Genomic DNA, 24,803 nt, shown 5'->3' on the forward strand with positions numbered 1-24,803 from the left:
TGCGACCCACGGTAGGTCGGTGAGACGACCCACAGTAGGTTTCAAAACAGGGGGTACAGAGGCTAGCAGAAGCAAGGCTTGGAGCAAGGGCTTTCACAGGGAGCTCGGGTAGCAAAATATCTATCGGGCAGCTACCCTGCTTGCCCCTGGATCTAAACAAAAGAATCCGCCCCTCGAAGGACGGACCTTCGAGGGGCGGATCGCAAAGGGGAAGGAGGAAAGATTATCCTTGGTTCTCACCTCCGAAGATGTCGTCGGCACTAGCCTCAGCAGGATCTTCGAATGCGTAGAACTCAGTCACCGAGGTACGACCCACAGGCTTCGTGATCGTGTAGCGGACGTAGCGGGCTGGATAGGACTTCTTCAGACCGACGAGGGCCTTAGCATCTCCAGAGAGACCAGAGATATCGGCACGACCAAGGTTAGTCCACTTCACGCCATCTACCGAGCACTCGAGCTGGATCTCACGGGGAGCTGCCCAGTCAGCCCAGTAGTAGGCGACGATACCACGGAACTTAGGGACGACCTTGCCGAAGTCAACGACGAAGCTGAAGCCTCTGTTGTTCGATGCGAAGTCTGTACCATAGTTGCCATCGATCACACGCTTGGGATCATTGCCCCCGTCGATACCGGAGGTCACCTGAGATACCGTCCACTTGGTAGTGCGCTCTGCCATATCGAAGTAGTTGACCGACGAGAAGTCGTAATCTGACTCTCCTACGACAAGAGCGTCTTCACTGCGAGCAGACTTGATGAAGGTAGCCGAGTAGAGATTGAGGTTGCTGCTGATAGCGACACCGCTGGCAGCGCTCTTGATCGACTCGATGACGACCTTGACCGTGTACTCCTCGGCAGCTTCACGAGCAGCGAGAGCTGCTAGATCAAGCGTCGCAGAGACTTGCTCACTGGAGATCTGACCAGCCTTGATCGTGACCTCAGTCGCACTGAGCGTGAGAGCGCTAGCGATCTCAGGGTTGCTCACCGTGGACTTGAGCGTCACGACGACATCCTGAGTCGAGGGACGATTGAGACGAACGGTGAAGTAGCCGACATTATTCCCCGTGATACCCGTACTGCTGTGCAGGAGGGGGTAACTATTGACAGGTACCGAATAGCGGTCTGCCTGGATATAGACACGAGGAGGATAGTTACGCTCTAGGAGGGTATCTACCGAATCCGCATCCTTTTTACACGCAGCTAGGCCAAGTGCCATCGTGGCAGCACAGAGGCCGAGGATCCAATGCTTATTATATCTCTTCATATGGATGATAGTCTATGTGATGATTAGTCTTCGTCAGAGCGAATGTCTACCCACTGAGAGGGAGCCGTGCGCTGACCCTCGCCGTGGTAGAGCTCGAGATCGTGGCCGTGGCCCGTAGCATCCTTGAAGGTCGTCCCCGTCCCTTCGTCCAGCTTCCAGTAGGCGACTAGGCCTGGAGTAGCGGGGTCGATCGAGAAGCGATTGCGACGGATCTGTGCAGCCGTGATGGCACGGTTCCAGAAGCGGATCTCACTCATATAGTAGTTCGATCTACGATAGGGGTGATTTCTCCAGCGAGGATAAGCGAACGTGAAGTCCTTGTACTGACCAACGGTAGCGAACTTGAGGTTCTGCTCCTGCTTGTTCAGCTGACCATTGACATAGATGGAGAGCGTACCATTAGCGCAGACAAGAGCCACGTGATACCACTTGTTGGATTCGGGCTTGATCGTAGCCGATACACCATCATGACCATTGACCTTGAACTGGAGGACATCGCCTTCCCAACGACCGAAGATGAAGCCTGAGCCTTCACCACCGCCATCAATCCCAGAGGAGATACCCATGAAGGACTGGTTGTTGTAGTTAGCACGGATGTCATCACTCTTGATACGCATCTCGACAGACCAAGTATCCGTCTTGACACCCTCAGCGAAGGAAGTCTTCATCCCCTGCTGCTGTAGGAGCTTGATCGCCTTCGTCTTGATCACCTGATCGCATGCGATGATGAAGTCCTTCTCGCCCTGAAGGACGGAGAGGTCAGCACCTGAGACCGAGGTGATCGAGAGGGGAATAGCGTACTTCTTACCACTCTTGCTCAGCTCTTCGGTGAAGGGCTTGATCGTGACCGTGAGCTCAGGCGTGGAGACCTTGCCCTGCTCGATCTTGAGCGAAGTAGCAGAGAGCGTATAGAACTCGGCAGGTAGCAGTACATAGTTAGCATCGTTACGCTTGTTGTAAGCATCAAGCGTAGCCTGCTGTACACCGAGGTTCACCGTGATCGTCTGCTTGGCAGGAGCTGCCGAGCGAACGAGGATGGAGGTCGTGCTATTAGCATCACCTACCGTGATGATGCGCAGGGGATCAGCCGCAGCACCACTAATATAGATCGAGTTATCTAGGGGCTTGTACTCTGCGTTGGAGCAACCGGAGAGGAAGGCAGCAGCGAGAGCAAGACCACCAAGCATCGTCTTATTCATCTTATTCATTGCTTTACGGATGACAAATTACTTGACAGGAGGAGCCATGATACGCATAGCCTTGCGAAGAGCAGGGTACGTACCTACTTGACCAGAGACGGTGTACTCATACTCCATGTGGTAGGTACCTACACCTGCCTTCTGGAGCGTCTTCCCATCTACGACGGGGAGCCAGCGAGCCATACCTTCGACACTTCTCATCACATTACCTGAGCGGTCAGTGTAGGTAGCACCACCTTGACCAGCCCACTTCTCGAAGTTCTCCGTGACGATGTACTTACGAGCGACATCAGCTGCTTCAAGCTGACCGCTGTAGTTGTCGATCGTGCTCTTGAGACGGGCATCGAGGTCTCCATCACCCCAGCTATTGTAAGCCTGGACGATGAAGTAGTTGAAGTACTTCCCGAGCTCTGGTACCATCTTCTGTGGCTCACCATTGAGCGTAAGGAGCTTACCCGTGCCCGACTGAGGGCCAAGGCGCTTACCAAGGGTGGAGATGAAGGTGGTCATATTCTTCGTCTTGATCACCTTCTCTTCTGCCGTAAGTCTACGCCAGCCAGGGTTGGCTTCCGTCCACGTATGGTCGAACCACAGGTTACCTTCGCCTTCGTAGTTAGGCTCGAAGTCGTAGTCGAAGCCATCGAGACCCAGCTTGTCGACGAGGTCACAAAGCGCATTAGCATACTTGATGATGGCAGCGGTCTGCTTCGCTTGAGCTGCTTCGCTCGTTCCGCTCTCCCAGCCCCAGTACTCCTCAGTAGTCTTACCATGAGGGGTCAGCTGAGCACCAACACTATTGACCTGGAAGCCCGTCAGGACCTTGGTTCCCTTGAGGGTCTGTACCTTCTTGAGGTCTTCACGGCGAGCTTCATCGAACTCAGCTACACCTGCCCCCCAGAGAGAGACGATACCAAGGCTATCGGGTAGCCCCATGAGCTGCGTCTTCATCGAAGCACCGACACCCGTCCAGCCACCGAACCAGCCGAAGCCAAGAGGCGCACCGCTCTTCTTGAAGGCTCGCAGGTTAGCATAGTAGTCCTCAGTAGTGATGTTACCACTCTTATCTGTTGGCTTGTACTGCTCGAGCTCCGTCCACTTAGAGCAAGAGCTTGCTCCAAGCACGACGATAGCACCTGCGGCTAGTGCCAAACACTTAATATTCTTCATATACTTAGTTCTTAAATATGGATACTAGGGCACACCTTAGTTCTTCTTTTGCCACCACATCTTAGTGGTATAGTCATCAGCTCCACCGAGGAGCTTGATAGCTGCCTGCACGTTTGCCGAGTTGACATCGTACTCCGTACGAGAGAAGGGCAAGCGGTTGGCCACATCCAGATGAGCATAGGCAGACTCGACAGTCCCTACGACAGGGAAGAACTTAGGATAGCCCGTACGACGATGTTCGCACCAGCCTTCGAAACCGAGAGGCCAGAGAGCAATCCACTTCTGCGTGATGATACGCTCCAGATTCGTCTCTTCTGAGTCAGAGTCACCCCACTGTGGAGTGATCGTGCTGACAGCACCCGTGCTATAGCGACCAGAGGGGTCTGTATAGTTAGCAGGGGCAGCCGTGCTTGCTAGATAGGCATCAGCAGAACCAGCACCCCACTGAGCGAAGGAGAGACGTACACCATCTTCATAGAGGCTCTTAGCCGTAGCACCACCGACATTCCAGCCGATAAGCGCAGCTTCTGCCTTGAGGAAGGCTACTTCACTTGCCGTGAGGATGATCGTAGGATCGGTGTTAGCGACCTTGACATTAGAGTACTTGCTGTACTCGCTACCATCCTGGTTAGAGCCAGAGCGAAGACCATCATAGCCTGCACCTGCAAAGCCTGAGTTCGTGAAGTAGGCAGAGCGTCGTGGGTCACTATATCCATTCATATAGCTCGTCAGGTCAGCTGCTACACGAGCATCGCTCCAAGCATTCGTGATCAGCCAGAGCATGCTGTTCCCCTTCTGATGGATGATCGCATTGTCTGCATTGTCTACGATCACACCGATAGAGTGGTTCACAGCTTCCTCGACAGCCGTCTTAGCCAGAGCAGGCTCGACATAGCGCATACGCATAGCCAGACGAAGCTTGAGGGAGTTAGCAAAGCGCACCCACTTCTTCAGGTCACCACGATAGATCAGATCTTGATCCGCCATCACCTTAGCCGTTGGGTTAGCTGAGATGTAGATCGTCAGATCACTGATCGCAGTATTGAGGTCGGCAAGCATCGCCTTGTAGACTACTTCCTGAGAGTCATAGGCGACCTTGAGGTTCCCCCCTTCGATCTGAGTATAAGGGATAGGACCATAGAGGTCGGTGAGGCGGTGCATCAGCCCGACACGATTGATCAGCGCTAGAGCGAAGGTAATGCCCTGACCATTCGTAGCCTCCTTGACCTTACGGAACTCAGGGTAGAAGCTCGTCAGGATGTTGAACGGAGTATTCAGCCAACCTTCGTGCATATAGCGATACACGGAGAAGTTGTTATTCCACTTCGTGTTGGACATGAGGAAGCGTCCCCAGATATCCCCCGTAAGGCTGAAGTGCTGGAAGTAACCCGACTGGTCAGCTGGGACGATCAGCGACTGAAGCTTGGGGAAGGAGGCAGCGATCTCGTAGTTATCACCACGGAGCTGATCCTTCGTGAAGGTATTCTCAGGAGCGTTGATCTCATCAAAGCCTCTTGTGCAGCTTGAGAGGGCACCCGCCATGACCAGTGAGGTCACCAAGATCTTCTTAGATATATTCATTGCTAATAGTAATGCTTAGTGGGAGCGAAGCTTAGAACTCCATCTTGATGCTGAAGCCGAAGCTACGCAGCGATGGCATCATGAAGATGTCCGACCCCTGGTTATACGTACCCGTAGAAGCCGTTGCCTCTGGGTCGAATGGAGCGTGATTGTAGATCATCAGGAGGTTACGCCCTACGATAGAAGCCGTGAGGCGAGCCTTGTTAGCAAGCCACTTCTTAGGGAGCGTGTAGGCAAGAGAGAGCTCCTGAAGACGTACGTTGGTAGCATCATAGAGATACTCCTGCGTGATACCACCACGGCCACCGACTACATTGTAGTAGCCTTCAGCATCTACACGGCCCTTGTTGACTACGACACCACCAGCATTGCGTGCATCAGCAGATGTCTTAGATACACCATAGGCATCCATCATGGCCTGCGTCATAGAGGTCACCTGACCACCGAAGCGAGCCGTGAGAAGAGCCGTTAGGTTGATTCCCTGGAAGGAAATGCTATTGCGCCAGCCGAGGTTACCGCTAGGTAGGACCGTACCGATCTTACGAGGAGAGATCTCTTCCTTGACCACGTTGTTAGTCGAGGGGTCGATCCAGATGTTCCCCTCCTGGTCACGCTTGAAGTCAGAAGACGTATAGAGGTCACCCATCGTACCATCCTTTACGAGGCGGACATTACCCTGATTGAGGAAGGGCAGGCTGTAGGTTTCCTTGGTGACGGGGTCGTAGTAGTTGTCGAGGAGCTCTACGATACGGTTGCGGTTGAAGCTATAGGTCACGTTGGTTTCCCAGTTTAGCTTACCGAAGTCCTTACGATAGCCGAGGGCAAACTCCATACCGTAGTTGCGGACATTACCCGACTGTACATACATCGAGGAGTAACCACTAGCAGGTGAAGTCGTCACGTTGAAGGTCTGGTTCTTCGTATCGGAGAGATACCAAGTGATATCCAGAGAGAGCGCATTGCCGAGGAAGCGCGAGTTCACCCCAGCTTCCCAAGAAGAAGTCTTTTCAGGATAGAGCTTACCAAGGGGACGGTAGGTAGGAGCAACCCACGTACGAGAATTGCTGTCCCACGTATAGCGGGGCTGCGTGAGGTTGCGAGGCAGAGGCGAACCTACGTCAGCGTAGGACACACGAGCCTTGAGGTAGTTGATGGCCTTAGGTAGCTGGATCATATCCGAGATCACGCCAGAGAGACCAATCGAGGGGAAGAAGTAAGAGAGCTGATCCGTACCAGCGAGCGTAGAAGACCACTCATTACGAGCCGTCATCGTGAGGAAGAGCAGACGCTTGTAGCCAATTTCTGCACTACCGAAGACAGCAAGAGCACGTTCTCTCCAGCCACCTGCGCTAGGAGCACCGTTGTTGCGGTCTACGTTGTACACGTTGAAGCCGTTGGGGACATCTGCTAGAGGACCACCATAGCCCAGCGAGTTGTAAGAGGTATTAGAGAGGCTACCCCCGATATTAGCCGAGAGGCTATAGTCTTCGGCAAAGGTCTTGTTGATGTTGGCCATAGCATCGGCATACATCTGCTTCTCTTCAGCCTTATTCTGGTTGTAACGCCCCTTGGTGCTACCACCCGTCCAATAGGTATCGGTACCAGCGTAGAACTTGTCCTTACCATTGACGATCGAGTTGTCTACACGGATACGGCCCGTCAGGTCGATCCAGCTAGCGACCTTCCACTTCAGGCTACCGTTGAGCATATAGCGCTCGCGGTTCTGCAGGCGGTTCTTGCGATACATCTGCCAGTAAGGGTTCTCCATGTCGATACCACCATTACCCCAGCGCCAGTTCTGGACACTGATGTTACGGGCTTCGTCATAGACTTCATACTGACGCACTTCATCGAAGTTCTCACCACGAGGATAGAGATAGAGAGCAGGCAGAGGGTTGTAGTAGTACCCCTGAGCTACCATGTTCTTCTGATCCTGAAGGATGTACTGTGCACCGAGGTCAAGCGTCAGCTTGTCGCCGAGGAACTTGGTCGAATTGCGGAAGGTGAAGTTGTAGCGGTTGTACTTGTTGTTGGGGAGGATACCAGCAGCATTGGTCGTAGCTGCAGAGATGTAAGTCTGGTTCTTCTCCGTACCCGTCGTCAGAGCAATCGAGTTGATGATGTTCGTACCGGTGTTGAAGAACTTAGCAGGATCATACGCCAGTGCACTACCCTTAGCACCCCAGCTCTTGAAGGAGCCTGGCTGATTGCCATACTCACTCTGGAAGCGAGGCATGATGAAGGGGTTCGAGAAGGTCGTGCTGTTGCTATACTCAAGCTTGACCTTACCTTCCTTACCCTTCTTCGTGGTGATGAGGATGACCCCCTGAGCGGCACTTGACCCGTAGAGAGCCGCAGCGGCAGGGCCACTGAGCACGCTCATGCTCTCGATATCATCGGGGTTGATGTCCGAGATACCTTCACCGCTAGGCTGCGAAGAGTACTCCCCAGAGGTACTACCATTGTTCACGTTGAAGATGGGCACCCCGTCGATGACGTAGAGAGCATTATTGTTTGCCGAGATGGACTTGATACCACGCATGACAACACGTGTAGCACCACCGACACCCGCAGCAGAAGCATTGATATTGACCCCAGCGACCTTACCATTGAGGCTGTTCATGAAGTTGGCATCCTTGACCGTCGTCAGAGCGTCATTCTTGACCTCTTGGACATTGTAGCTCAGTGCCTTCTGCGAGCGCTTGATACCGAGAGCTGTGACGACGACCCCTTGGATCTGGTTGTCTTCACTAGCGAGCTCGATCTTCAGCTCGGTCTGATTACCGACAGGCACTTCCTTCTTCGTATATCCGATGGAGGATACGACGAGGACGGCACCTGTCTTCACGTTCTTCAAGGTGAACTTACCGTTGATGTCGGTAGAAGCACCTTGACCAGGTACGCCCTTGACCAGGACCGAAGCCCCGATCACTGGCTCATGATTCGTGGCATCGAGGACGACACCACTGATACTCCGCCCCTGTGCCAATGCCGTAGCGACACAAAGGAAAAGCGTCATGAGGAGAGATAGTACTTTCTTCATATCTAAAAATTAAAAAAATGGAGTCTGGGAAGGTTAGCGAAGCCGTATGCGTGAGGCAGCTGAGGTAGCTGATGCATCACAAGACAAGTAAAGCCCCCAGATCTCTACGTGTCGCCACGCTATCTAGGAGCTTTTCTTCTCTAAGTATAGATGAAATATGAGTATATAGCTGGTCCACCCATGTGGAGCGCATCCACGGGTCCCACTGCTTCGCCATATAGATAGACGAATGCTCCATCGGATCTGCACCCGATAGGTCACGCAGGCTAGACCTCTCAATGGTAAGGTCTAAAGAGAGCACGCTGTCACGAAGTGTAACCATGTTGTGTTAAATCAGCGCGCAAAAGTAGCAATTAAAACCTTCCCAAAATACTTTTGGAAGCATTTCGATTTAATAAATTTATTTAGGAATACCTATATTTCGTAACCCTCTGACTCACTGGCATTCCCGAGTCCCATCAACGGCTATCAAGAGCGATATCCGAATCAGAAAACTTCGCCTCCAGCCTCCCTATCTACTGGGGCTTTTGAGGGCCCCCTTTTAGGACCTACGGTAGGTCGCCGAAAAAACCTACTGTAGGTCGTCGATGCGACCCACGGTAGGTCGGTGAGACGACCCACAGTAGGTTTCAAAACGGGGGTATCTTGGGACGAAAAAAGCGAGGCTGCATCCTCGGGGGATACAGCCTCGCTAAACTAAAGAGGAAAGCCTCTAGGACGGACTACTTCGTCGCAGGGAGAGGGAAGCGATAGAGCTTATCACCATCCTGCTCAAAGGTTGCCCCCTGAAGATTCGTGAAGTGACGGCCATTGCTTGACCAGTCCCAGATCTGGGTCTCATCCTCTGTGACCTTGCCTGTCGCATGATCATACTTCTTACCATTCATAGGATAGTATGCTACGAGGTTAGCATCAGTAGGATCAACCGTCTTCCAGACGTTGGCAGCGATCTGAGCTGGGGTGCGAGCGACCTTGTAGAAGCGGAGTTCGCGTACTAGGCCACGGGTCGTACTGAGCCAGAAGCCACCGAGCTTGTAGTCGCCTTCGCGTACAGGCTGGTTGAGCACTAGACGGCCATTGCAGTAGACGGAAACATTTGCCCCATCATATACGAAGGAGAACATGTACCACTTCTTATTCTCTAGAGGCATGATATCCTTGGAGAGACTGAGGTCTGTACCCCCCGTACGAAGGAAGGAGCCATCGGCACCTACCACAGGGTAGATCTCACTCTTGTCGTCTGATGCACCGACGAACTTCGTACCTGCTAGAGCTCCATTGATGTTGGTACGGTAGACCATCACCTCCATCGTCCACTGGGGAACGAGGATATCCTCCGAGAAGTAGGTAGCGATCTCATTGCCCGTATTGATACGAAGCACCTTGGTCTCCGTAGCCTGGTCGACGACGATGAGCGCTTCGCTCTGACCGCCGATAGCATGGGCACCTGCACCCGTCAGCTTCAGAGGGAGAGCGAAGATCTGACCTGCAGCGAAGGTCACCTTCTTGAGCTTGACAGGCACCGTAGCCGACACCTTACCTGCGGGGATCTCCACCGAAGAAGCGATCTCATACATCTCCTTAGGCAGGAGCGTATAGTTCGTTCCGTTCTTGGCATTGTAAGCATCCAACTGAGCCTTGTCACCTACGGAGAATCCAATAGTCACAGGCGCAGAGGCTGGCTTGACGAGATCGATGCGAGGCCCGACAGCCTCCTGCGAATCTCCATTGAGCAGGAAGATCTGCGTCTGATCCTGCCCATGGATGTAAGCGCCTTGCTCGACTTCGTGCTCCTTCGCAGGATCGTTGTAGAGTTCGTTCTGGCAGCTAGCTAGCAGTCCTGACGCTAGCAGCATATATGCGAATCTTTTCATTGTCTTGTCTATAGCTGTTTAGCGGTTATTGGAACTCTTCCTTCTGAGTAGCGCTGACACGGTTGCCCGCATTGAGTGCCTGACGAAGGAAGCGGTAGTTACCACCCTCGGTATCCAGCTCCATGTGGTAGGTACCGATACCAGCGATACGCTTGCCATTGGGCAGGATCATCGTAGCGTAGTCCATGATCTGACGACCTACGTCGAGCTTCTGGATCTCCGCTCTAGAGCTCGTATAGGTAGGATAGCCACCGGTCTTAGAGTACTTCTGGAACTCTAGGGTGAGGAAGGTCTTCCCCTCCCAGTTGTCTAGATGTGCACCCTGGCGCATCTTGCGCTGTGCTGCCGCCGTCGTAGACTCGTCATAAGCCTGATAGAGATAGAAGGTGATCATCTTAGAGGCTTCGGCAGAGAGCTTATAAGGCTCCCCGTCGAAGAGCAGGATACGACCCTTGGGATGAAGACGATCATAGAGCGTCTTCACGAAGGTGTACATCCCGATATTTCGCTCGGGAGAAGCATCGATGACATCAGCTTCTGCCCCCACATAGGCGGCAGCAGGGTACTTCTTCCAATCATAGTAATAGGTCTCTCCATCCTCTTCATAGGTCTGAAGAGCTGTAGCCAAGTTACCGCTACCACCATAATAGGGTTCATAGTCGATATCGAAGCCATCGAGGTTGTACTTCTCAATGGTATCACAGATCGCATTGGCATAGGCCTTAACCCCTTCGAGGAATTCGCCTCCGCCCTTCTCCTTCACCCAGTAGTCGATGGCATTCTTCCCCTTAGGGGTGAGCTGGTCACCGAGGTTGGAGACGATCCAGCAGAGCAGGACCTTACCACCCTTAACTTCTTGGAAGAACTTCAAGTCAGTCTTCTGAGCTTCGGTAAGATCACCATGCGTTCCCCAGAGCGAGACGATATCCACGCTATCAGGGAGCATACGGAGGTACTTCTGAGGATCCGTCCCCTTAGCCGTCCAGCCACCGAACCAGCCGAAGCCACGGACGTGTGGGGTCTGCTTCCAAGCACGGAGCTTAGCATAGTGCTCCTTTTGCGCAGGAGTGAGCTGATCAGCACTCGTCATCTCAATCATTGGGATGGATCGCTTCAACCCCTGCTGGCTGTCGTAGGTGAGCTTCTCTTCGTCCGTCCACTTGCTACAAGAGATAGCAGAGAGGGCAGTGAGAGCTACCAGCGCATATTTTAGCATCTTCATAGATGTTCGTTATTCTTTAGGTTACTGATTAGGACGATCTTCACGCACCCACCAGAGACGCGTAGCACCGAGGTCTACACCACCGAGGAGGCTAGGGATGATCTTGAGATTAGGATTGCTATCGTAGGCCGACGCAGGGAAGGAGAAGCGCTCAGGAGCACGCATACTAGCAGGACCACCGATACGTGAGGGAGCCCCCGTATCTGCAGGCTTCATGATGAAGGGATAGCCCGTACGACGGTACTCAGTCCAAGCCTCATAGGCATTGGGGAAGAGAGCAAGGTACTTCTGAGTGATGATCTTCTGAAGCTGTACTTCAGTAGCGTTACGATTAGGATCGACATCTGTCCAGCTGGGCGATACATTACCCGAGGAGATATTGTCGCTATATCGACCGATGTAAGGGTTATTCGCCACAGAGGTCGCTACAGGAGTAGAACCCATCTGAGCTAGATAGCTCGTGGCATCACCTGCACCAGCTTCAGCGAAGGACTGACGTACACCCTGCTCATAATACTCTTGAGCCGTACCCGAAGAGAGCAGCCCATAAAGAGCAGCCTCTGCCATGAGGAAGTAGGTCTCAGAAGCACGGAACCAGTAGACAGGAGTCGTGTTCTGGAAGTTAGGCTTCGAGGCATACTGTGCGGTATTCTCCCCTTCCTTCTTTGACTCTCTGTTAGTCGGAGGGAGGAAGTAGTAGCCAGAGCGACCACGATAGGTCCCTTGAGTGAAGTACTTCTCCAGACGGGGGTCATTATAGCCCTGGAGGTAGGACCAGATCGTAGCCCCCATACGGGTCTCATTATACTGATTGACCGAGATCAGAGCTGGGTGAGCCAGAGGCTGCTTCTCTGAGTCTCCGATCTTCGCTTCATCATTGGTCGCCTCGATAAGTCCACCATTAGCGGGGTTCACAGCCTTGGTGATGTACTCCTGAGCAAGAGCCGCATCCTTGAAGTGAACACGGACTGCCATACGAAGCATCAGCGAGTTAGCTAGACGCACCCACTTACTGGCATCACCATTATAGACGAGGTCGTAGCGCTGGAGGATAGGCTCCTGAGCCTCGCGCAGCAGCGTAGCGCACTTCTCCAGCTCAGCGAGCATGCCCTTATAGACCTCATGCTGTGAGTCGGGAGTAGGGGTGATATCCCCGCTACCAGCCTTAGTGTAGACGATTGGACCGAAGGCATCGGTAGCACGGAGCCACCCGACGATCTTGACAACATTAGCTATCGCTAGGATCTGCTGAGCTTGGAGGTTATCCTGAGCACGAGATGCCTGAGTATGGATAGGTAGCCAAGACTTAGCGACATCACCATAGAGGAGCCCATAGAGCAGGCCCATACGACCATTTGTGAAGGTCCAAGTCCCTTCGGTGTTGAAGTTCCAGTTATTGTTGTTGCTGTAGTAGCCGATATAGTTACCGGTGGAGATCAGCTCGAGGACCTGCATGCTATTGCCTGGTCCCACATCTCCTGCAGGGCCAATAGGCATGACCGTACGCTGAAGGTCCATCAGTGGCAGACCATAGCTGAGACCACCCTGATTGAGCTCCTTGTCGGTGACACCGGTACGACTTGTATTGATCTCTTCCTGATTGCACGAGGAGATAAGCGCTCCAAGGGCGAGGACAGGGAAGATGGCTAAATTCTTAAGTTTCATACGATAGATACGTATTGATAAGGTGAGGGACGAAGGCTAGATACCGAGCTTGAGGCTGGCACCGATGGTACGCTGGCTAGGTAGCATGAAGTAGTCGTACCCCTGACCGAAGGTACCCGTGGAACCCGTGAGTTCGGGATCGAAGGGAGCCTTGTTGTAGATCATCCAGAGGTTAGTAGCGTAGACAGAGAGACCGACGTTCTTGAAGACCTTCCCGAAGACACTCTTGGGTAGGCTGTAGGAGAGGCTAAGCTCCTGTAGACGGACGTTGGTCGCCGAGTAGACGTAGTAGGAGTCTAGGTTGTAGACAGCGTCATAGAACTTCTGAGGATCGATATTGAGACCCTGCCCGATCGTCACACCGCCTGCATCACGAGCCTCAGCAGAAGCCTGCGATACACCGAACTTATCCAGAGCAGCCTGCGTCTTCGAGATCACAATACCGCCAAGACGTGCCGTGAAGAGGACATTCAGATCAAAGCCCTTGTAGGAGAAGCCGTGCTTCCAACCGAAGTTCCACTTAGCATTGACAGAGCCAAGCTTGTAGGGGTCGGTGGGCTCGGTGACGAGCGACTGACCCTGAGTGTACTCGACGTAGCCATTTGCATCACGCTTGATACGTTCGCTAGCGTAGACATCACCCAGTTCGCCACCTTCACGCAGACGGAAGCGACCCTTACGGATATCCGTTAGGTCGAAGACCTGACCCGAGATGGGGTTGGTCACACCAGAAGCGAGCTTGATGATCTTATTGCGGTTAGCCGTAGCTGTAAGGCTAGTATTATAGTCAAAGCCACCGAACTTCTTGTGGAAGCCGAGAGTCATTTCCACCCCACGGTTGCGGACATTACCTGCCTGGACATAGAGCTTCTTGTAGCCCGTCCCTGGGTCAAGGTCTGTCTCGAGGAGCTGATTGAGCGTATTGGACTGATAGATGGTAGCTCCGAAGGTCAGAGCACCACCGAACCAACGAGAGTCGATACCGAGCTCGACCGAGCGCGTACGCTCTGCCTTGAGGTCAGGCAGAGGATAGTAGTCGAAGGGCTCTACCTTACCGCTACCCATAGAGTGGGTGATGGTCCCTGGGGTCAGCCCCGTGAAGGGGATAGGAGAACCTACTTCGGTGAAGGAGGTACGTACCTTCAGGTAGGACAGTGCTGGGCGAAGCTTAGCACGGAGATCCGAACCGATGAGGTCAGTGACGACAGCCGAGAGACCGATCGAAGGATAGAAGATCCATGGGTCTACGCTATTGACAAGCTGCGAAGGCTTGTCGGTACGTCCCGTGAGGGTGAGGAAGAGCGCACTACGCCATGCAAGTTCAGCAGAAGCGAAGACAGCGAAGTTGCTCTTACGGCTTGAGCCCTCCGAACCTCCGCTCTGGAGCGAGTTGGTATTGGAGAAGATGAACTTATTAGGGATGAGTGAGAGGTGACCACCGAAGCCCTGGCTCTTGGTGTCGTACTCTTCATAGGAAGTACCAAGGGTAGCCGTGAGGTTGAAGTCTTTGCCAATGGCTGAATTGTAGTTAGCCATGAAGTCCACATACTTCTGCTTGAAGTAGCTGTTGTCTGCGGAGTAATAACCCAGAGGCTTAGAGAAGACGCTTGAGGTAGAAGCATAGAGCTTCGTCTCACGCTGGGTGTAGGTATTGTCCAGACGCACACGACCGGAGAAGTTGATCTTCTTGTTGAGCTCATACTTGAGCGAACCGAAGAGCATGTAGCGGTCGTTGACCTCGGGGTGCAGGTTGCGGTAAGCGACCCAGTAAGGGTTCTGCACGTCCGTACCCATGCTACCAGGAGACCAGTACTGCGTGTAGTAGCCTTCCTTAGCATCGTAGCGCTCGAAGTACTTCTCCTGGTCGAAGTTCTTCCCTCTAGGATAGAGGTAAGCACCGACGATGGGGTTGAAGTAAGCCCCATAGGAGATCATATTGTTCGCGTAGTCACGGATGTAGTTAGCCGAGACATCGAGCGTAAGCTTATCATCGAGGAACTTCGCCGTGTTGCGGATCGAAGCATTGTAGCGATGGTACTTATTGTTGGGCACGATCCCCTTAGCGTTGATGGCAGAGGCGGAGAAGTACGTCTGGTTCTTGTCCGTCCCGACAGAGAAGTTGAAGGAGTTGTTGTACGTGACCCCACGGTTGAAGAAGTCTCTAGGCTGATAGTCGGTAGGCGTAGCGAGCTTCTCTCCCCAAGAGGTATATTCCCCAGGCTTGTTGCCGTAGGTGTTCTGGAACTTAGGCATAATGAAGGGCGAAGCCGTCTCCACAGAAGAAGAGAAGTTCACACGCAGCTTACCAGCTGCACCCTTCTTAGTATTGATGAGGATGACCCCGTTCGCAGCCGAAGCACCATAGAGAGCAGCAGCAGAAGGACCCGTCAGGACACTAATTGACTCAATGTCGTCGGGATTGATGCTGGAGATCCCTTCACCCGAAGCACGACCTGAGCCGAAGCCCGAGCCGTCTCCACCACGGTCTGCGCTATTACCGACAGGTACCCCGTCGATCACATAGAGGACGTTGTTATCCCCAGAGATCGACTTATTACCACGCATGACGACACGGGTGCTACCACCGACCCCAGAGGCGCTACGCTGGATATTCACCCCAGCGACCTTACCATTGAGGCTGTTCATGAAGTTAGCATCCTTGACCGTCGTCAGAGCGTCGTTCTTGACCTCTTGGACATTGTAGCTCAGCGCCTTCTGAGAGCGCTTGATACCGAGAGCGGTGACGACGACCCCTTGGAGTTGGTTGTCTTCACTAGCGAGCTCGATCTTTAGCTCAGTCTGATTACCGACGGAGATTTCCTTCTTGGCATATCCGATAGAGGATACGACGAGGACAGCACCCGCCTTGACGTTCTTCAAGGTGAACTTACCGTTGATGTCGGTAGAAGCACCTTGACCAGGCACGCCCTTGACCAGAACCGAAGCCCCGATCACTGGCTCATGATTCGTGGCATCGAGCACGACACCACTGATGCTCCGCCCCTGTGCTAGTGCCGTAGCGACACAGAGGAAAAGCGTCATGAGGAGAGATAGTACTTTCTTCATATCTAAAATTAAAAAATGGAATCTTGAGGGAAGAAATGAAGTGAACACCCGAGCTACCCTAAGTAGCTGCGACACTTCACAAGACAAGGAAAGCTCCCAGACCTCTACCTGCTACCAAGCCTAGTCTAGGAGCCTTTCCGCTTGGGATACAGATAGGACTGAGCATATATCTAGTCGATCTGCGCATCGAGCGCATCCACCAGTTCGCCAGCTTTGTCATATAAATAGAGGAATGCCCTATCTGGTCTGTACCCGATAGGTCACGCAGACTAGACCTCTCGTGCGAGGGATCTAGGGAGAGTAGGCTGTCACTAAGTATAACCATGATTATCCAGTCAGCGGGCAAAAGTAGTAATTTTAACCTTCCAAAAAATACTTTTACAAGCCCCCTTGCTTAATAAAATTCTTTAAGAACACACCTACATCGGAACGACTGGGCACCACTGTTTTTCCCGAAGCCCATCACCACCCACCAAGATCAACATCCCAATCAAAAAAGCCCCCTCCAGAAGCCCTGTCTACAGCGACTTCTGAAAACCCTCTTTTGGAACCCACGGTAGGTCGCCGAAAAAACCTACTGTAGGTCGTCGATGCGATCCACGGTAGGTCGTCTCACCGACCTACCGTAGGTTTCTTTTCAGCCCTTCAGCAGCCTCTTTGCCTACCCCCTATATCCACGCTCCAGATCTGGGCTAGACTGCCACATAAAAGAAGGGGCCCCCTATCTGATGAGCATCTCACAGATAGCACAAAGGGAGCGACCGCACTTCTTTCTGGTGCGGTCACCCCCTTTCTTAGATGAGGGAATGCTGAAGTAGATCTATAGCGAAGGCCCGTACATGTACACCTTGAGGGCTACATGTACGGGCCTTGTAATCAAAGATAGGAGGATGAGAGCTTACTTCTCTGCGAAGAAGTTCAGTTCACCGATACCGAAGTACCCAGACTTGATCGCATTGACACCAAGGATCTTTACACCCTTAGCTTCAACAGGGTTGAGGAAGCGAACGATGACGACATTCTCCTGATTGAAGTAGCTAGCAGGGAGGACACCCTGAGAAGTCCAGTTGGTACCATCCTGCGTGGTGAAGATCTCAATCCCAGAGAAAGAATCCATCTTCTCATCAGTACCCTTGAAGAGGATATAGTTGAACTTCTTCGTGCCATTCTTGAGGATACCAGTCACCCAAGGAGCAGGTTCTCCGTAGGCAGCATACCACTCGTTAGAGGGGTCGCCATCATAGAGAGCGTCCTTGCTGTAGGTGTAGTTACCCCAAGAGAGCTCAGAAGAGACATCATAGGTGACATCTGCAGAGGTCAGCATCACTCCCTGAGGATCGCGCGTGAAGAAGCTTACATTCTGGTAGCTCTTCTTCACGGGGATGAAGTAGGTACCATAGTCCCGGCTGACACCTACAGACGATGCACCTACGACAGCTGAGACCTGGACGGGGATAACGAAGTGCTCCGTAGCAGCATTCTGCTTCGAGATCTCGTCATACTTATCCCCTGTGCTGACGGTGATCGCTGTAGAGCTCTTCGTCTGACCCTTGGGGATCGTCACGGTCGTGGTCGAAAGCTTAGCGTAGCCTTCGGGAGCAACACGATAGCCTGAGTGAGAGGCAACGAAGGAAGCACCAGATGCCTCAGAGGTACCGATAGCGACAGTGACCGTCACATCCTGAGCAACTGGCTTAGAGAGGTAGACATAGCGCTCCTGATCTGCCCACTTGGTGAGAGTCGTCCCTTGGAACGTGACTTGGAGAGGGTTCTTCAGAGACTTAGATAGATCAAAGTCCCCAGTCTTGATATAAGCTACAGATTCAGCAGTCTTGGTATCAGCCTTATCATGGAGAGGCGTATCCAGATCAAAGCCCTTCTGACACGCCGTTAGGCTGAGGAAGAGTGCTGCACAAGCTATGGATAGAGTCTTTTGCATAAAACTTCAATGCTATTAGAGGGATCGTACACAGCCCCCCCCTCCGAAGGGGAGGGCTGTGTCGTATCACCGATATTAAGATTAAGGGACCTTGACTGTACCCTTACCGTCAGAGCGGACATCCGATACCCAAACAGGTGTCTGGATGACATTGCTCTCGTGATTCTTGTCGTCGTAGCTACCATCGTAGACATTCAGGGCAGGAGCACCAGCTACGGAGTTAGCGAACGTACCACCCTTACCTTCGTTCATCTTCCAGTAGTGGAGGAGACCTGGGCTAGTAGGATCGACAGTGTACTCGTTGTCACGGAGCTGCTCAAGCGTACGAGCCGTATTCCAGATACGGAGTTCGCTGAAGATACAAGCATTGACAAAGTAAGCTGCACCAGAACCTGCGACATGGATCGCATCATTGAGCTTGAAGACACGTCCAGCAGGCTTGTCTGTGCTGGTGATCTTGCTACCATTGACATAGAGCGTAGCCTGAGCACCGTCGAAGACCAGAGCGATGTGGTACCACGTATTGGTCTTAGCACCTTCGAAGGTACGGTCGATCTGACCGCCATCACCGAACTTGATATTCAGGTAGTCGTAGGGAGGGTTAGCATCACCGAAGCGCATGTAGATCTCAGAGCCCGGAGCCCATGCACCGAAGAGTGCTTGGTTGTTTCTATTGAGACCATTGATATTGACACGCATCTCGATGGTGAAGCGCTGGAGCTCTACAGGAGCAATACCACGAGCGATAGCCTTGTAGTACTTACCCTTGTAGGTACCGAGGATAGGAGCATAAGCCGAAGTGATCGTCTTGATCGCATAGACATAGGTATCAGCGCCCTTGAGGACAGCAGCCGAAGCACCTGCAGACTTGAGCTTGAAGGCGATAGCGAACTTCTTACCCGAATCCATCTGCTCCTTGCTAAGAGGCGACAGGGAAACCTTCACAGCTTCAGAGAAGACAGAACCTGCCTTAACCACCACATTAGAAGTGGAGAGCTTCACCTGCTCTGCAGGGAGCATCACGAAGGAGGTACCATTGAGCTTGTTATACTGCTCAAGAGCCTCGGCACTGAGTTCGAGGGAATAGGCCTGATCCTTGTCCTGAGGGTTAGAGAGACGGACATTGATATCCGTCGACACTTCGCTGTCACCCAGCTGAAGTGACCCCAGACGACCAGCTTGCGTCCCAGTCTGAGCGATATAGGCTTGGTTAGAGAGCTCCTTGAGTTCTCTGTCGTTACAAGCCCCGAGGAGCATAGCCGCAGCTACGACTCCAAGGATAGATTTATTGATCTTCATATTATGCGACTACTTAATGATTGGGTTCATCAGCTGGATAGCACGACGCCACCAAGGATAAGAGAGTCCCTTGACTGGGGACATATCGATACCGTTGACGACATCTGGAGTGCTGATAGCATACTCTAGGTCGACACGGAAGGCTCCGACACCACCCTTGCGATAGGTGACACCATCAACGACAGGGTTCTGGAGAGCGAAGTTCAGGATCTGACCCAGACCTGCTTCACCACCACGAGTAGCACCAGACTCGAAGTTCACGACGAAGATGCTCTTCTTACAGATATCTTCGACAGAGAGGACATCCTTGTATACTCGAAGCATCCCCTGGAAGTGCGCATTCTGATAGCCGACTCTGTCGCTATAAGCCTGGATGATGAAGTAGTTGAAGTACTTGGCATGCGTAGCAGGAAGAGCATCGGGCTGACCATCCACTGCAAGGACCTTCTTACGACCAGCCTCAGTCTCAGCCATGGGGCCGATACGCTTACCAAGGGTTTCGATGAAGAGGGTCATGAGGGTAGGTACACCATCCACCCTATCCGTACGCCACAGCTCATAGTCCGTATTGAAGGGATGGCTATAGCTAGGCTCAGCATCGATATCAAAGCCGTCGTAACCATACTTATCGATGAGGTCACAGATAGCGTTAGCATACTTAACGACAGCGGCACGACGAGCGGCCTTACCTGCTTCAGTATCTTCGGTGCTCCACCCCCAGTACTTGTGCGTCCACTTTTCACCCTCCTTAAGGGCTACCTTTTCAGCATCAGTAGGATCGGGAGTAATACCATTCCCCATATCGAGGACGAGGAAGCAGATCATAGCCTTCAGCCCCTTCTTTTGCTGGGCCATACGCAGGTCCTTGAGCTGAGCTTCGGTAGGATTCTTCCAGCCCCCCCAGAGGGAGATGAGGTCTACGGAGTCAGGAAGCCCCATGAGAGAGCTCTGCATGTTCGTACCGACCCCTGTCCAAGCGCTGTAGTAAGCGAAGGCAACCTGGTGATCAGAGTTCTTATAGTCACGGAGTGCCTTGTAGTACTCCTCAGTATGTGCAGGCTTGGTCAGATCCATAGGATGCTGGATCTCCATATCCGTCCACTTGCTGCAAGAGGACAGACCGAGCAGAGCGACTGCAGATACCGCTAGGATATTCTTAATCTTCATTTCTTAGTTCGTTAGCTAGGGAAATTACTTCTTCTGCTGCCACCAGAGCTTCGTAGCATAGTCATCTGCTCCTCCAAGGATAGTAAGAGCAGCTGCGTAGTTAGCCTGGTTACGAGTACGCTCATTGACATCGTAGGGGATACGATTAGCTACGTGGATGGTGTAGCCACTAGTCGCTACAGGGAGAGCGAAGACCTTAGGATAACCCGTACGACGGATTTCGCTCCAAGCTTCCTGCCCGTTGGGGAAGAGAGCTAGCCACTTCTGGGTGATGAGGCGTTCAAGCTTGACTTCTACATCAGCAGCTTCATCCCACTTAGGAGTGATGGTGCTCACGGCAGGCATATCCTTACCATAGCCACCGACAGCATCCTTGTAGTTAGCTGGAGTTTTTTCGCTCTGGAGGTAAGCCTCTACACCTGTAGCGCCCCACTGAGTGAAGGATTCCTTGACACCACGCTCATAGAGCTCCTTGACGGAGCCACCCATATTAGGCCAGCCAGCAAGAGCTCCTTCAGCGCGGCAGAACCACATCTCTGCAGCAGAAAGCCATACACTAGGAGAATTCTTCGTGACAGCAGCTGCTGAATAGAGCTTATCTGCAGCAGCCTTATTCTTGACATTAGCACCAGCTAGACAGCCTACGAGCTTACGATCAGCCTTAGTTTCAGGCTCAGCGAAGTAAGCAGAGATGCGAGGGTCTTCGTAGCCGTTCATGTACGAGTCGATGTCGGCGCAAGCACGCGAGTCTCCCCACTCAACTGAGGTCTTATAGAGACCACGAGGGATGTAGGTGATGGCGCAATTGTCAGCAGAAGATTCGATGACCCCTTCGGCAAGAGCTTCCTTAGCATACTGCTGAGCAAGCTCTGGTGCGGCATAGCGCATACGGATAGCGATACGTAGCTTGAGGGAGTTAGCAAACTTAATCCACTTTGCGAAGTCGCCACCATAGATCTTATCTGCAGCCTCATTGACCTTCACACCAGGGTTAGCTAGCGTATAAGCCTTGAGCACCTTGCTTGCGGTGGTGAGGTCGTTCACAAGAGCCTTGTAGATATCCTCCTGAGAGTTATATCCTTCAGGATTCTTAGGGTCTAGGCCAAAGGGCATAGGACCCGACTTGTCGGTGAGAGCGAGGAAAGCATGAGCACGCATGATAAGTGCCCAGTTATAGTTCAAGTCTCCCTTGTCTGAGAGAGCTTCGATCTCGGCAAAGGCGCTCTTGGCTGGGACCAAAACCTCAGAGTTAGCCCATGCCAGCCAGCTATTAGGAGCAGTGAAGATGGTGAAGTTCTTTGAACTAAAACCATCATTTGCATACGTGAAGTAGCGGCCTAGATAGTTCCCCACGAGGTCGAAGTTCGTCTGATACCAGTTCTCCTGCTCAGGGAAAGAACGATTCTGCAGCTGGATGAGGAACGAAGAGATACTATAGTTATCACGCTGTAGGGTCTCCTTATCAAGGTTTCCCCCAGGGCGGTTGATTTCCTCGAAGCCACTCGTGCAGGAGCCAAGAGTGAGGGCTAGAGCAGCGAGGCTGAGGCCCTTGGCAATATGATTGATCTTCATAAGATACATGTGGATAAGAGTCAATTAGCTTAGAACTGAAGCTTCACGGTGAAACCTAGGTTACGAAGGCTAGGCTGCATGAAGTAGTCGAAGCCCTGGTAGTAAGTCCCAGTAGAAGCGGTCAGCTCAGGGTCAAATGGAGCCTTATTGTAGATCATCAGGAGATTACGAGCCGTCAGACCGAGAGAGAGGTTGACCTTATTACCGAGGAGCTTCTTAGGGATAAGGTAGGAGACGTGAGCTTCCTGGAGACGTACGTTCGTAGCGTCGTAGATATACTCTGACCAGACAGGGTTAGCACCACCGACGATAGAGTAGTAGCCCTGAGCATCGACACGACCATTACCGACGGCGACACCGCCGGCCTTACGTGCGTCTGCAGAAGCCTTAGATACCCCATATTCGTCGAGGATCGCCTGCGTCTGAGAGAGGACGATACCACCGATACGAGCAGAGAACATGAAGCCGACATTCAGACCCTTCCAGCTGAATTCGTTGACCCAACCCAGATTAGCATCGGGCAGGACAGAACCCTTGTAGACAGGATTGCTAAGAGTAGAAGAAGTGACCTTACCATCTGCGGAAACTTCAGGATAACCTTCGGGTGTACGCTTTATGTCGGTATTGACATAGACATCACCCATAGAACCACCTTCGCGGAGGTAAACTTCAGCACCCCTCAGACCACCCTTAGAGATAGGATCCTTGCGGCCAGGGAGGAGCTCGACGATGCGGTTCTGGTTAGCACTGAACGTACCCGTGGTGGTCCACTCCAGCTGACCGAACTTGCTCGTCCATCCGATAGCAAGCTCGATACCACGGTTGCGGACATTACCAGCCTGGATGTACTCGCTGTTGTAGCCGTTGGAGGCAGAGGAGAGAGGCATGAGGAAGGTCTGGTTCTTCGTGTTCGACTGGTAGACAGTAGCTTCTACGCTGAGTCGGTTGCGGAAGAACTTACCCGTCACCCCAGCTTCCCAAGAGTAAGTCAGCTCAGGCTTGAAGTCGCTTGGGAACTTATAGGTCACCGTAGAGTAGCTCTGCGTAGCAGGATCATACTTGTAGCGGTAAGGGGAGGAGATCTGAGCAGGGATAGGTGACCCTACCTTAGCCCAAGAGACACGCGTCTTGAGGTAGTTGATCCACTTAGGCATCTTGGCCATCTGAGAGATGACACCAGAGAGACCTACAGAAGGATAGAAGAAGGGGTTACCCGTCGTGTGGGCAAGAGCAGAGTCCCAGTCTTCACGACCCGTGAGGGTAAGGAAGAGCATGCTCTTCCAGCCTGCTTCGACACTAGCGAAGGCAGAGTTCGTCACGTGAGACGTGTTGCTGTAGATAGGAGCATTACCTGCGGTAGGCTGTCCATAGTCGATCTGGTTAGGATCGAAGACATTGGAGAGTGAGCGAAGACCACCGCGGAAGCCTCGATCATCGAGGTACGAGCGGTTCGTCGAGAGACCAAGGTTGGCAGCGATAGAGAAGTCTTCGATACGCTTGTTGATGTTCGCCATGACATCTCCGTAGAGCGAGGTGTTGTTGCCCTTGCTGTAGGAGTAGTAACCATAGGGTGAACCCGTGAAGAGGTTAGCCGTCGAAGCGTAGCGCTTGCTTTCGTCGAAGCTATTGATCACGTCGGCACGAGCACGACCTGTGATATCGATCCAGTCGTTGATCTTCCACTTGAGTGAGCCGTTGACCATGTAGCGATCCTTGTTACCCATAGCCAGCATGCGGTTAGCTACCCAGTAGGGGTTCTGCATGGAGTAAGCGTCCCCGTAGTGCCAGTTCTGCACGTTGATCTTGCGCACAGGGTCGTAGATCTCGTAGGTACGTACCCCATCGAAGTTCTCACCACGTGGGAAGAGGTAGAGAGGTACGATAGGGTTGAGGTATTCCCCTTGGGCGATGAGGTTCTGGTCGCCCTGCTTGATGTAGTTGAAGCCGAAGTCCAGCGTCAGCTTATCATCGAGGAACTTCGTCGTATTACGGAAGCTGAAGTTGTAGCGATTGTACTTGCTATTTGGGATGATACCAGCAGCGTTGGTCGTACCCAGAGAGAGGTAAGTCTGATTCTTCGCATTACCGATGGTGAGCGAAGCCGTGTTCTGGATATTAGACCCCGTATTGAAGAAGTCTGCAGGATTGTAGTTGCCGTAGGGCGAAGGAGTCTGTGCACCCCAGCTCTTCACGTCACCAGGACGGTTGATGAACTCGTTCTGGAAGCGAGGCATGACGAAAGGACGAGAGAAAGAGGAGCTATTGGACAGCATGACCTGTACACGTCCTTCCTTACCCTTCTTCGTGGTGATCATGATGACCCCCTGCGCTGCGCTTGCCCCATAGAGAGCGGCAGCGGCAGGACCACTAAGTACCGAGATCGACTCGATATCGTCAGGGTTGATGTCCGAGATCCCTTCACCCTTAGGTTGAGCGGAATAGCGGCCACCCGTCTCCCCACCGTTGGTATTGATGATGGGAATACCGTCGATGACATAGAGCGCTTGGTTGCTCTGGTTCATTGACTTAGGACCACGCATGACGACACGCGTAGCACCACCGATACCCGAGGAAGATGCATTGATGTTCACCCCAGCGACCTTACCGTTGAGGCTATTCATGAAGTTGGCATCCTTGACCGTCGTCAGAGCGTCGTTCTTGACTTCCTGGACGTTGTAGCTCAGGGCTTTCTGAGAGCGCTTGATACCGAGAGCTGTGACGACAACAGACTCCAGCTGATTGTCTTCA

At 52.7% G+C, this 24,803-nt stretch carries 14 protein-coding genes; all 14 read right to left on the reverse strand.

Annotated features, from left to right (window positions below; genetic code table 11):
* Positions 1 to 223 precede the first annotated feature (223 nt).
* Positions 224 to 1,261: a discoidin domain-containing protein gene (locus Q0336_RS01040; RefSeq protein ID WP_298524503.1), complete on the reverse strand. Its 1,038-nt coding sequence runs from the start codon at positions 1,259 to 1,261 to the stop codon at positions 224 to 226.
* 23 nt (positions 1,262 to 1,284) lie between these two features.
* Positions 1,285 to 2,469 (reverse strand): DUF1735 and LamG domain-containing protein, encoded by a 1,185-nt coding sequence (locus Q0336_RS01045; RefSeq protein WP_298524506.1) that lies wholly within the window; start codon positions 2,467 to 2,469, stop codon positions 1,285 to 1,287.
* An 18-nt stretch (positions 2,470 to 2,487) separates the two neighbouring features.
* A complete protein-coding gene (locus tag Q0336_RS01050) occupies positions 2,488 to 3,627 on the reverse strand; it encodes a glycoside hydrolase family 18 (RefSeq protein ID WP_298524508.1) in 1,140 nt (379 codons plus the stop codon).
* A gap of 36 nt (positions 3,628 to 3,663) precedes the next feature.
* Entirely contained in the window at positions 3,664 to 5,208 is a 1,545-nt protein-coding gene (locus Q0336_RS01055) for a SusD/RagB family nutrient-binding outer membrane lipoprotein (RefSeq protein WP_298524511.1), read from the reverse strand.
* A gap of 31 nt (positions 5,209 to 5,239) precedes the next feature.
* Positions 5,240 to 8,251: a SusC/RagA family TonB-linked outer membrane protein gene (locus Q0336_RS01060; protein WP_298524514.1), complete on the reverse strand. Its 3,012-nt coding sequence runs from the start codon at positions 8,249 to 8,251 to the stop codon at positions 5,240 to 5,242.
* Positions 8,252 to 8,973: 722 nt separating this feature from the next.
* Complete coding sequence (locus tag Q0336_RS01065; protein ID WP_298524517.1) at positions 8,974 to 10,125, reverse strand: DUF1735 domain-containing protein; 1,152 nt, start codon at positions 10,123 to 10,125, stop codon at positions 8,974 to 8,976.
* 25 nt (positions 10,126 to 10,150) lie between these two features.
* Positions 10,151 to 11,347, reverse strand: coding sequence for a glycoside hydrolase family 18 (locus Q0336_RS01070; protein WP_298524521.1), 1,197 nt, complete (start codon positions 11,345 to 11,347; stop codon positions 10,151 to 10,153).
* Positions 11,348 to 11,368: 21 nt separating this feature from the next.
* Positions 11,369 to 13,012: a SusD/RagB family nutrient-binding outer membrane lipoprotein gene (locus Q0336_RS01075; RefSeq protein ID WP_298524524.1), complete on the reverse strand. Its 1,644-nt coding sequence runs from the start codon at positions 13,010 to 13,012 to the stop codon at positions 11,369 to 11,371.
* A 36-nt stretch (positions 13,013 to 13,048) separates the two neighbouring features.
* Positions 13,049 to 16,078: a SusC/RagA family TonB-linked outer membrane protein gene (locus Q0336_RS01080; protein ID WP_298524527.1), complete on the reverse strand. Its 3,030-nt coding sequence runs from the start codon at positions 16,076 to 16,078 to the stop codon at positions 13,049 to 13,051.
* Positions 16,079 to 16,976: 898 nt separating this feature from the next.
* A complete protein-coding gene (locus tag Q0336_RS01085; protein ID WP_298524530.1) occupies positions 16,977 to 18,017 on the reverse strand; it encodes a discoidin domain-containing protein in 1,041 nt (346 codons plus the stop codon).
* An 81-nt stretch (positions 18,018 to 18,098) separates the two neighbouring features.
* Entirely contained in the window at positions 18,099 to 19,316 is a 1,218-nt protein-coding gene (locus Q0336_RS01090; RefSeq protein WP_298524533.1) for a DUF1735 and LamG domain-containing protein, read from the reverse strand.
* Between the two features lie 9 nt (positions 19,317 to 19,325).
* Complete coding sequence (locus Q0336_RS01095) at positions 19,326 to 20,483, reverse strand: glycoside hydrolase family 18 (RefSeq protein WP_298524536.1); 1,158 nt, start codon at positions 20,481 to 20,483, stop codon at positions 19,326 to 19,328.
* A gap of 24 nt (positions 20,484 to 20,507) precedes the next feature.
* Positions 20,508 to 22,055: a SusD/RagB family nutrient-binding outer membrane lipoprotein gene (locus tag Q0336_RS01100; protein WP_298524539.1), complete on the reverse strand. Its 1,548-nt coding sequence runs from the start codon at positions 22,053 to 22,055 to the stop codon at positions 20,508 to 20,510.
* A 29-nt stretch (positions 22,056 to 22,084) separates the two neighbouring features.
* Positions 22,085 to 24,790, reverse strand: coding sequence for a SusC/RagA family TonB-linked outer membrane protein (locus tag Q0336_RS01105; protein ID WP_298524542.1), 2,706 nt, complete (start codon positions 24,788 to 24,790; stop codon positions 22,085 to 22,087).
* Positions 24,791 to 24,803: the final 13 nt, after the last annotated feature.

The sequence above is a fragment of the uncultured Porphyromonas sp. genome, from assembly GCF_938039215.1.
Taxonomy (GTDB): domain Bacteria; phylum Bacteroidota; class Bacteroidia; order Bacteroidales; family Porphyromonadaceae; genus Porphyromonas.

What these genes read in the sequence shown, in the direction of transcription:
- Q0336_RS01040 (WP_298524503.1), bottom strand. Translation starts at nt 1,261, where the DNA reads ATGAAGAGATATAATAAGCATTGGATCCTCGGCCTCTGTGCTGCCACG.
- Q0336_RS01045 (WP_298524506.1), bottom strand. Translation starts at nt 2,469, where the DNA reads ATGAATAAGATGAATAAGACGATGCTTGGTGGTCTTGCTCTCGCTGCT.
- Q0336_RS01050 (WP_298524508.1), bottom strand. Translation starts at nt 3,627, where the DNA reads ATGAAGAATATTAAGTGTTTGGCACTAGCCGCAGGTGCTATCGTCGTG.
- Q0336_RS01055 (WP_298524511.1), bottom strand. Translation starts at nt 5,208, where the DNA reads ATGAATATATCTAAGAAGATCTTGGTGACCTCACTGGTCATGGCGGGT.
- Q0336_RS01060 (WP_298524514.1), bottom strand. Translation starts at nt 8,251, where the DNA reads ATGAAGAAAGTACTATCTCTCCTCATGACGCTTTTCCTTTGTGTCGCT.
- Q0336_RS01065 (WP_298524517.1), bottom strand. Translation starts at nt 10,125, where the DNA reads ATGAAAAGATTCGCATATATGCTGCTAGCGTCAGGACTGCTAGCTAGC.
- Q0336_RS01070 (WP_298524521.1), bottom strand. Translation starts at nt 11,347, where the DNA reads ATGAAGATGCTAAAATATGCGCTGGTAGCTCTCACTGCCCTCTCTGCT.
- Q0336_RS01075 (WP_298524524.1), bottom strand. Translation starts at nt 13,012, where the DNA reads ATGAAACTTAAGAATTTAGCCATCTTCCCTGTCCTCGCCCTTGGAGCG.
- Q0336_RS01080 (WP_298524527.1), bottom strand. Translation starts at nt 16,078, where the DNA reads ATGAAGAAAGTACTATCTCTCCTCATGACGCTTTTCCTCTGTGTCGCT.
- Q0336_RS01085 (WP_298524530.1), bottom strand. Translation starts at nt 18,017, where the DNA reads ATGCAAAAGACTCTATCCATAGCTTGTGCAGCACTCTTCCTCAGCCTA.
- Q0336_RS01090 (WP_298524533.1), bottom strand. Translation starts at nt 19,316, where the DNA reads ATGAAGATCAATAAATCTATCCTTGGAGTCGTAGCTGCGGCTATGCTC.
- Q0336_RS01095 (WP_298524536.1), bottom strand. Translation starts at nt 20,483, where the DNA reads ATGAAGATTAAGAATATCCTAGCGGTATCTGCAGTCGCTCTGCTCGGT.
- Q0336_RS01100 (WP_298524539.1), bottom strand. Translation starts at nt 22,055, where the DNA reads ATGAAGATCAATCATATTGCCAAGGGCCTCAGCCTCGCTGCTCTAGCC.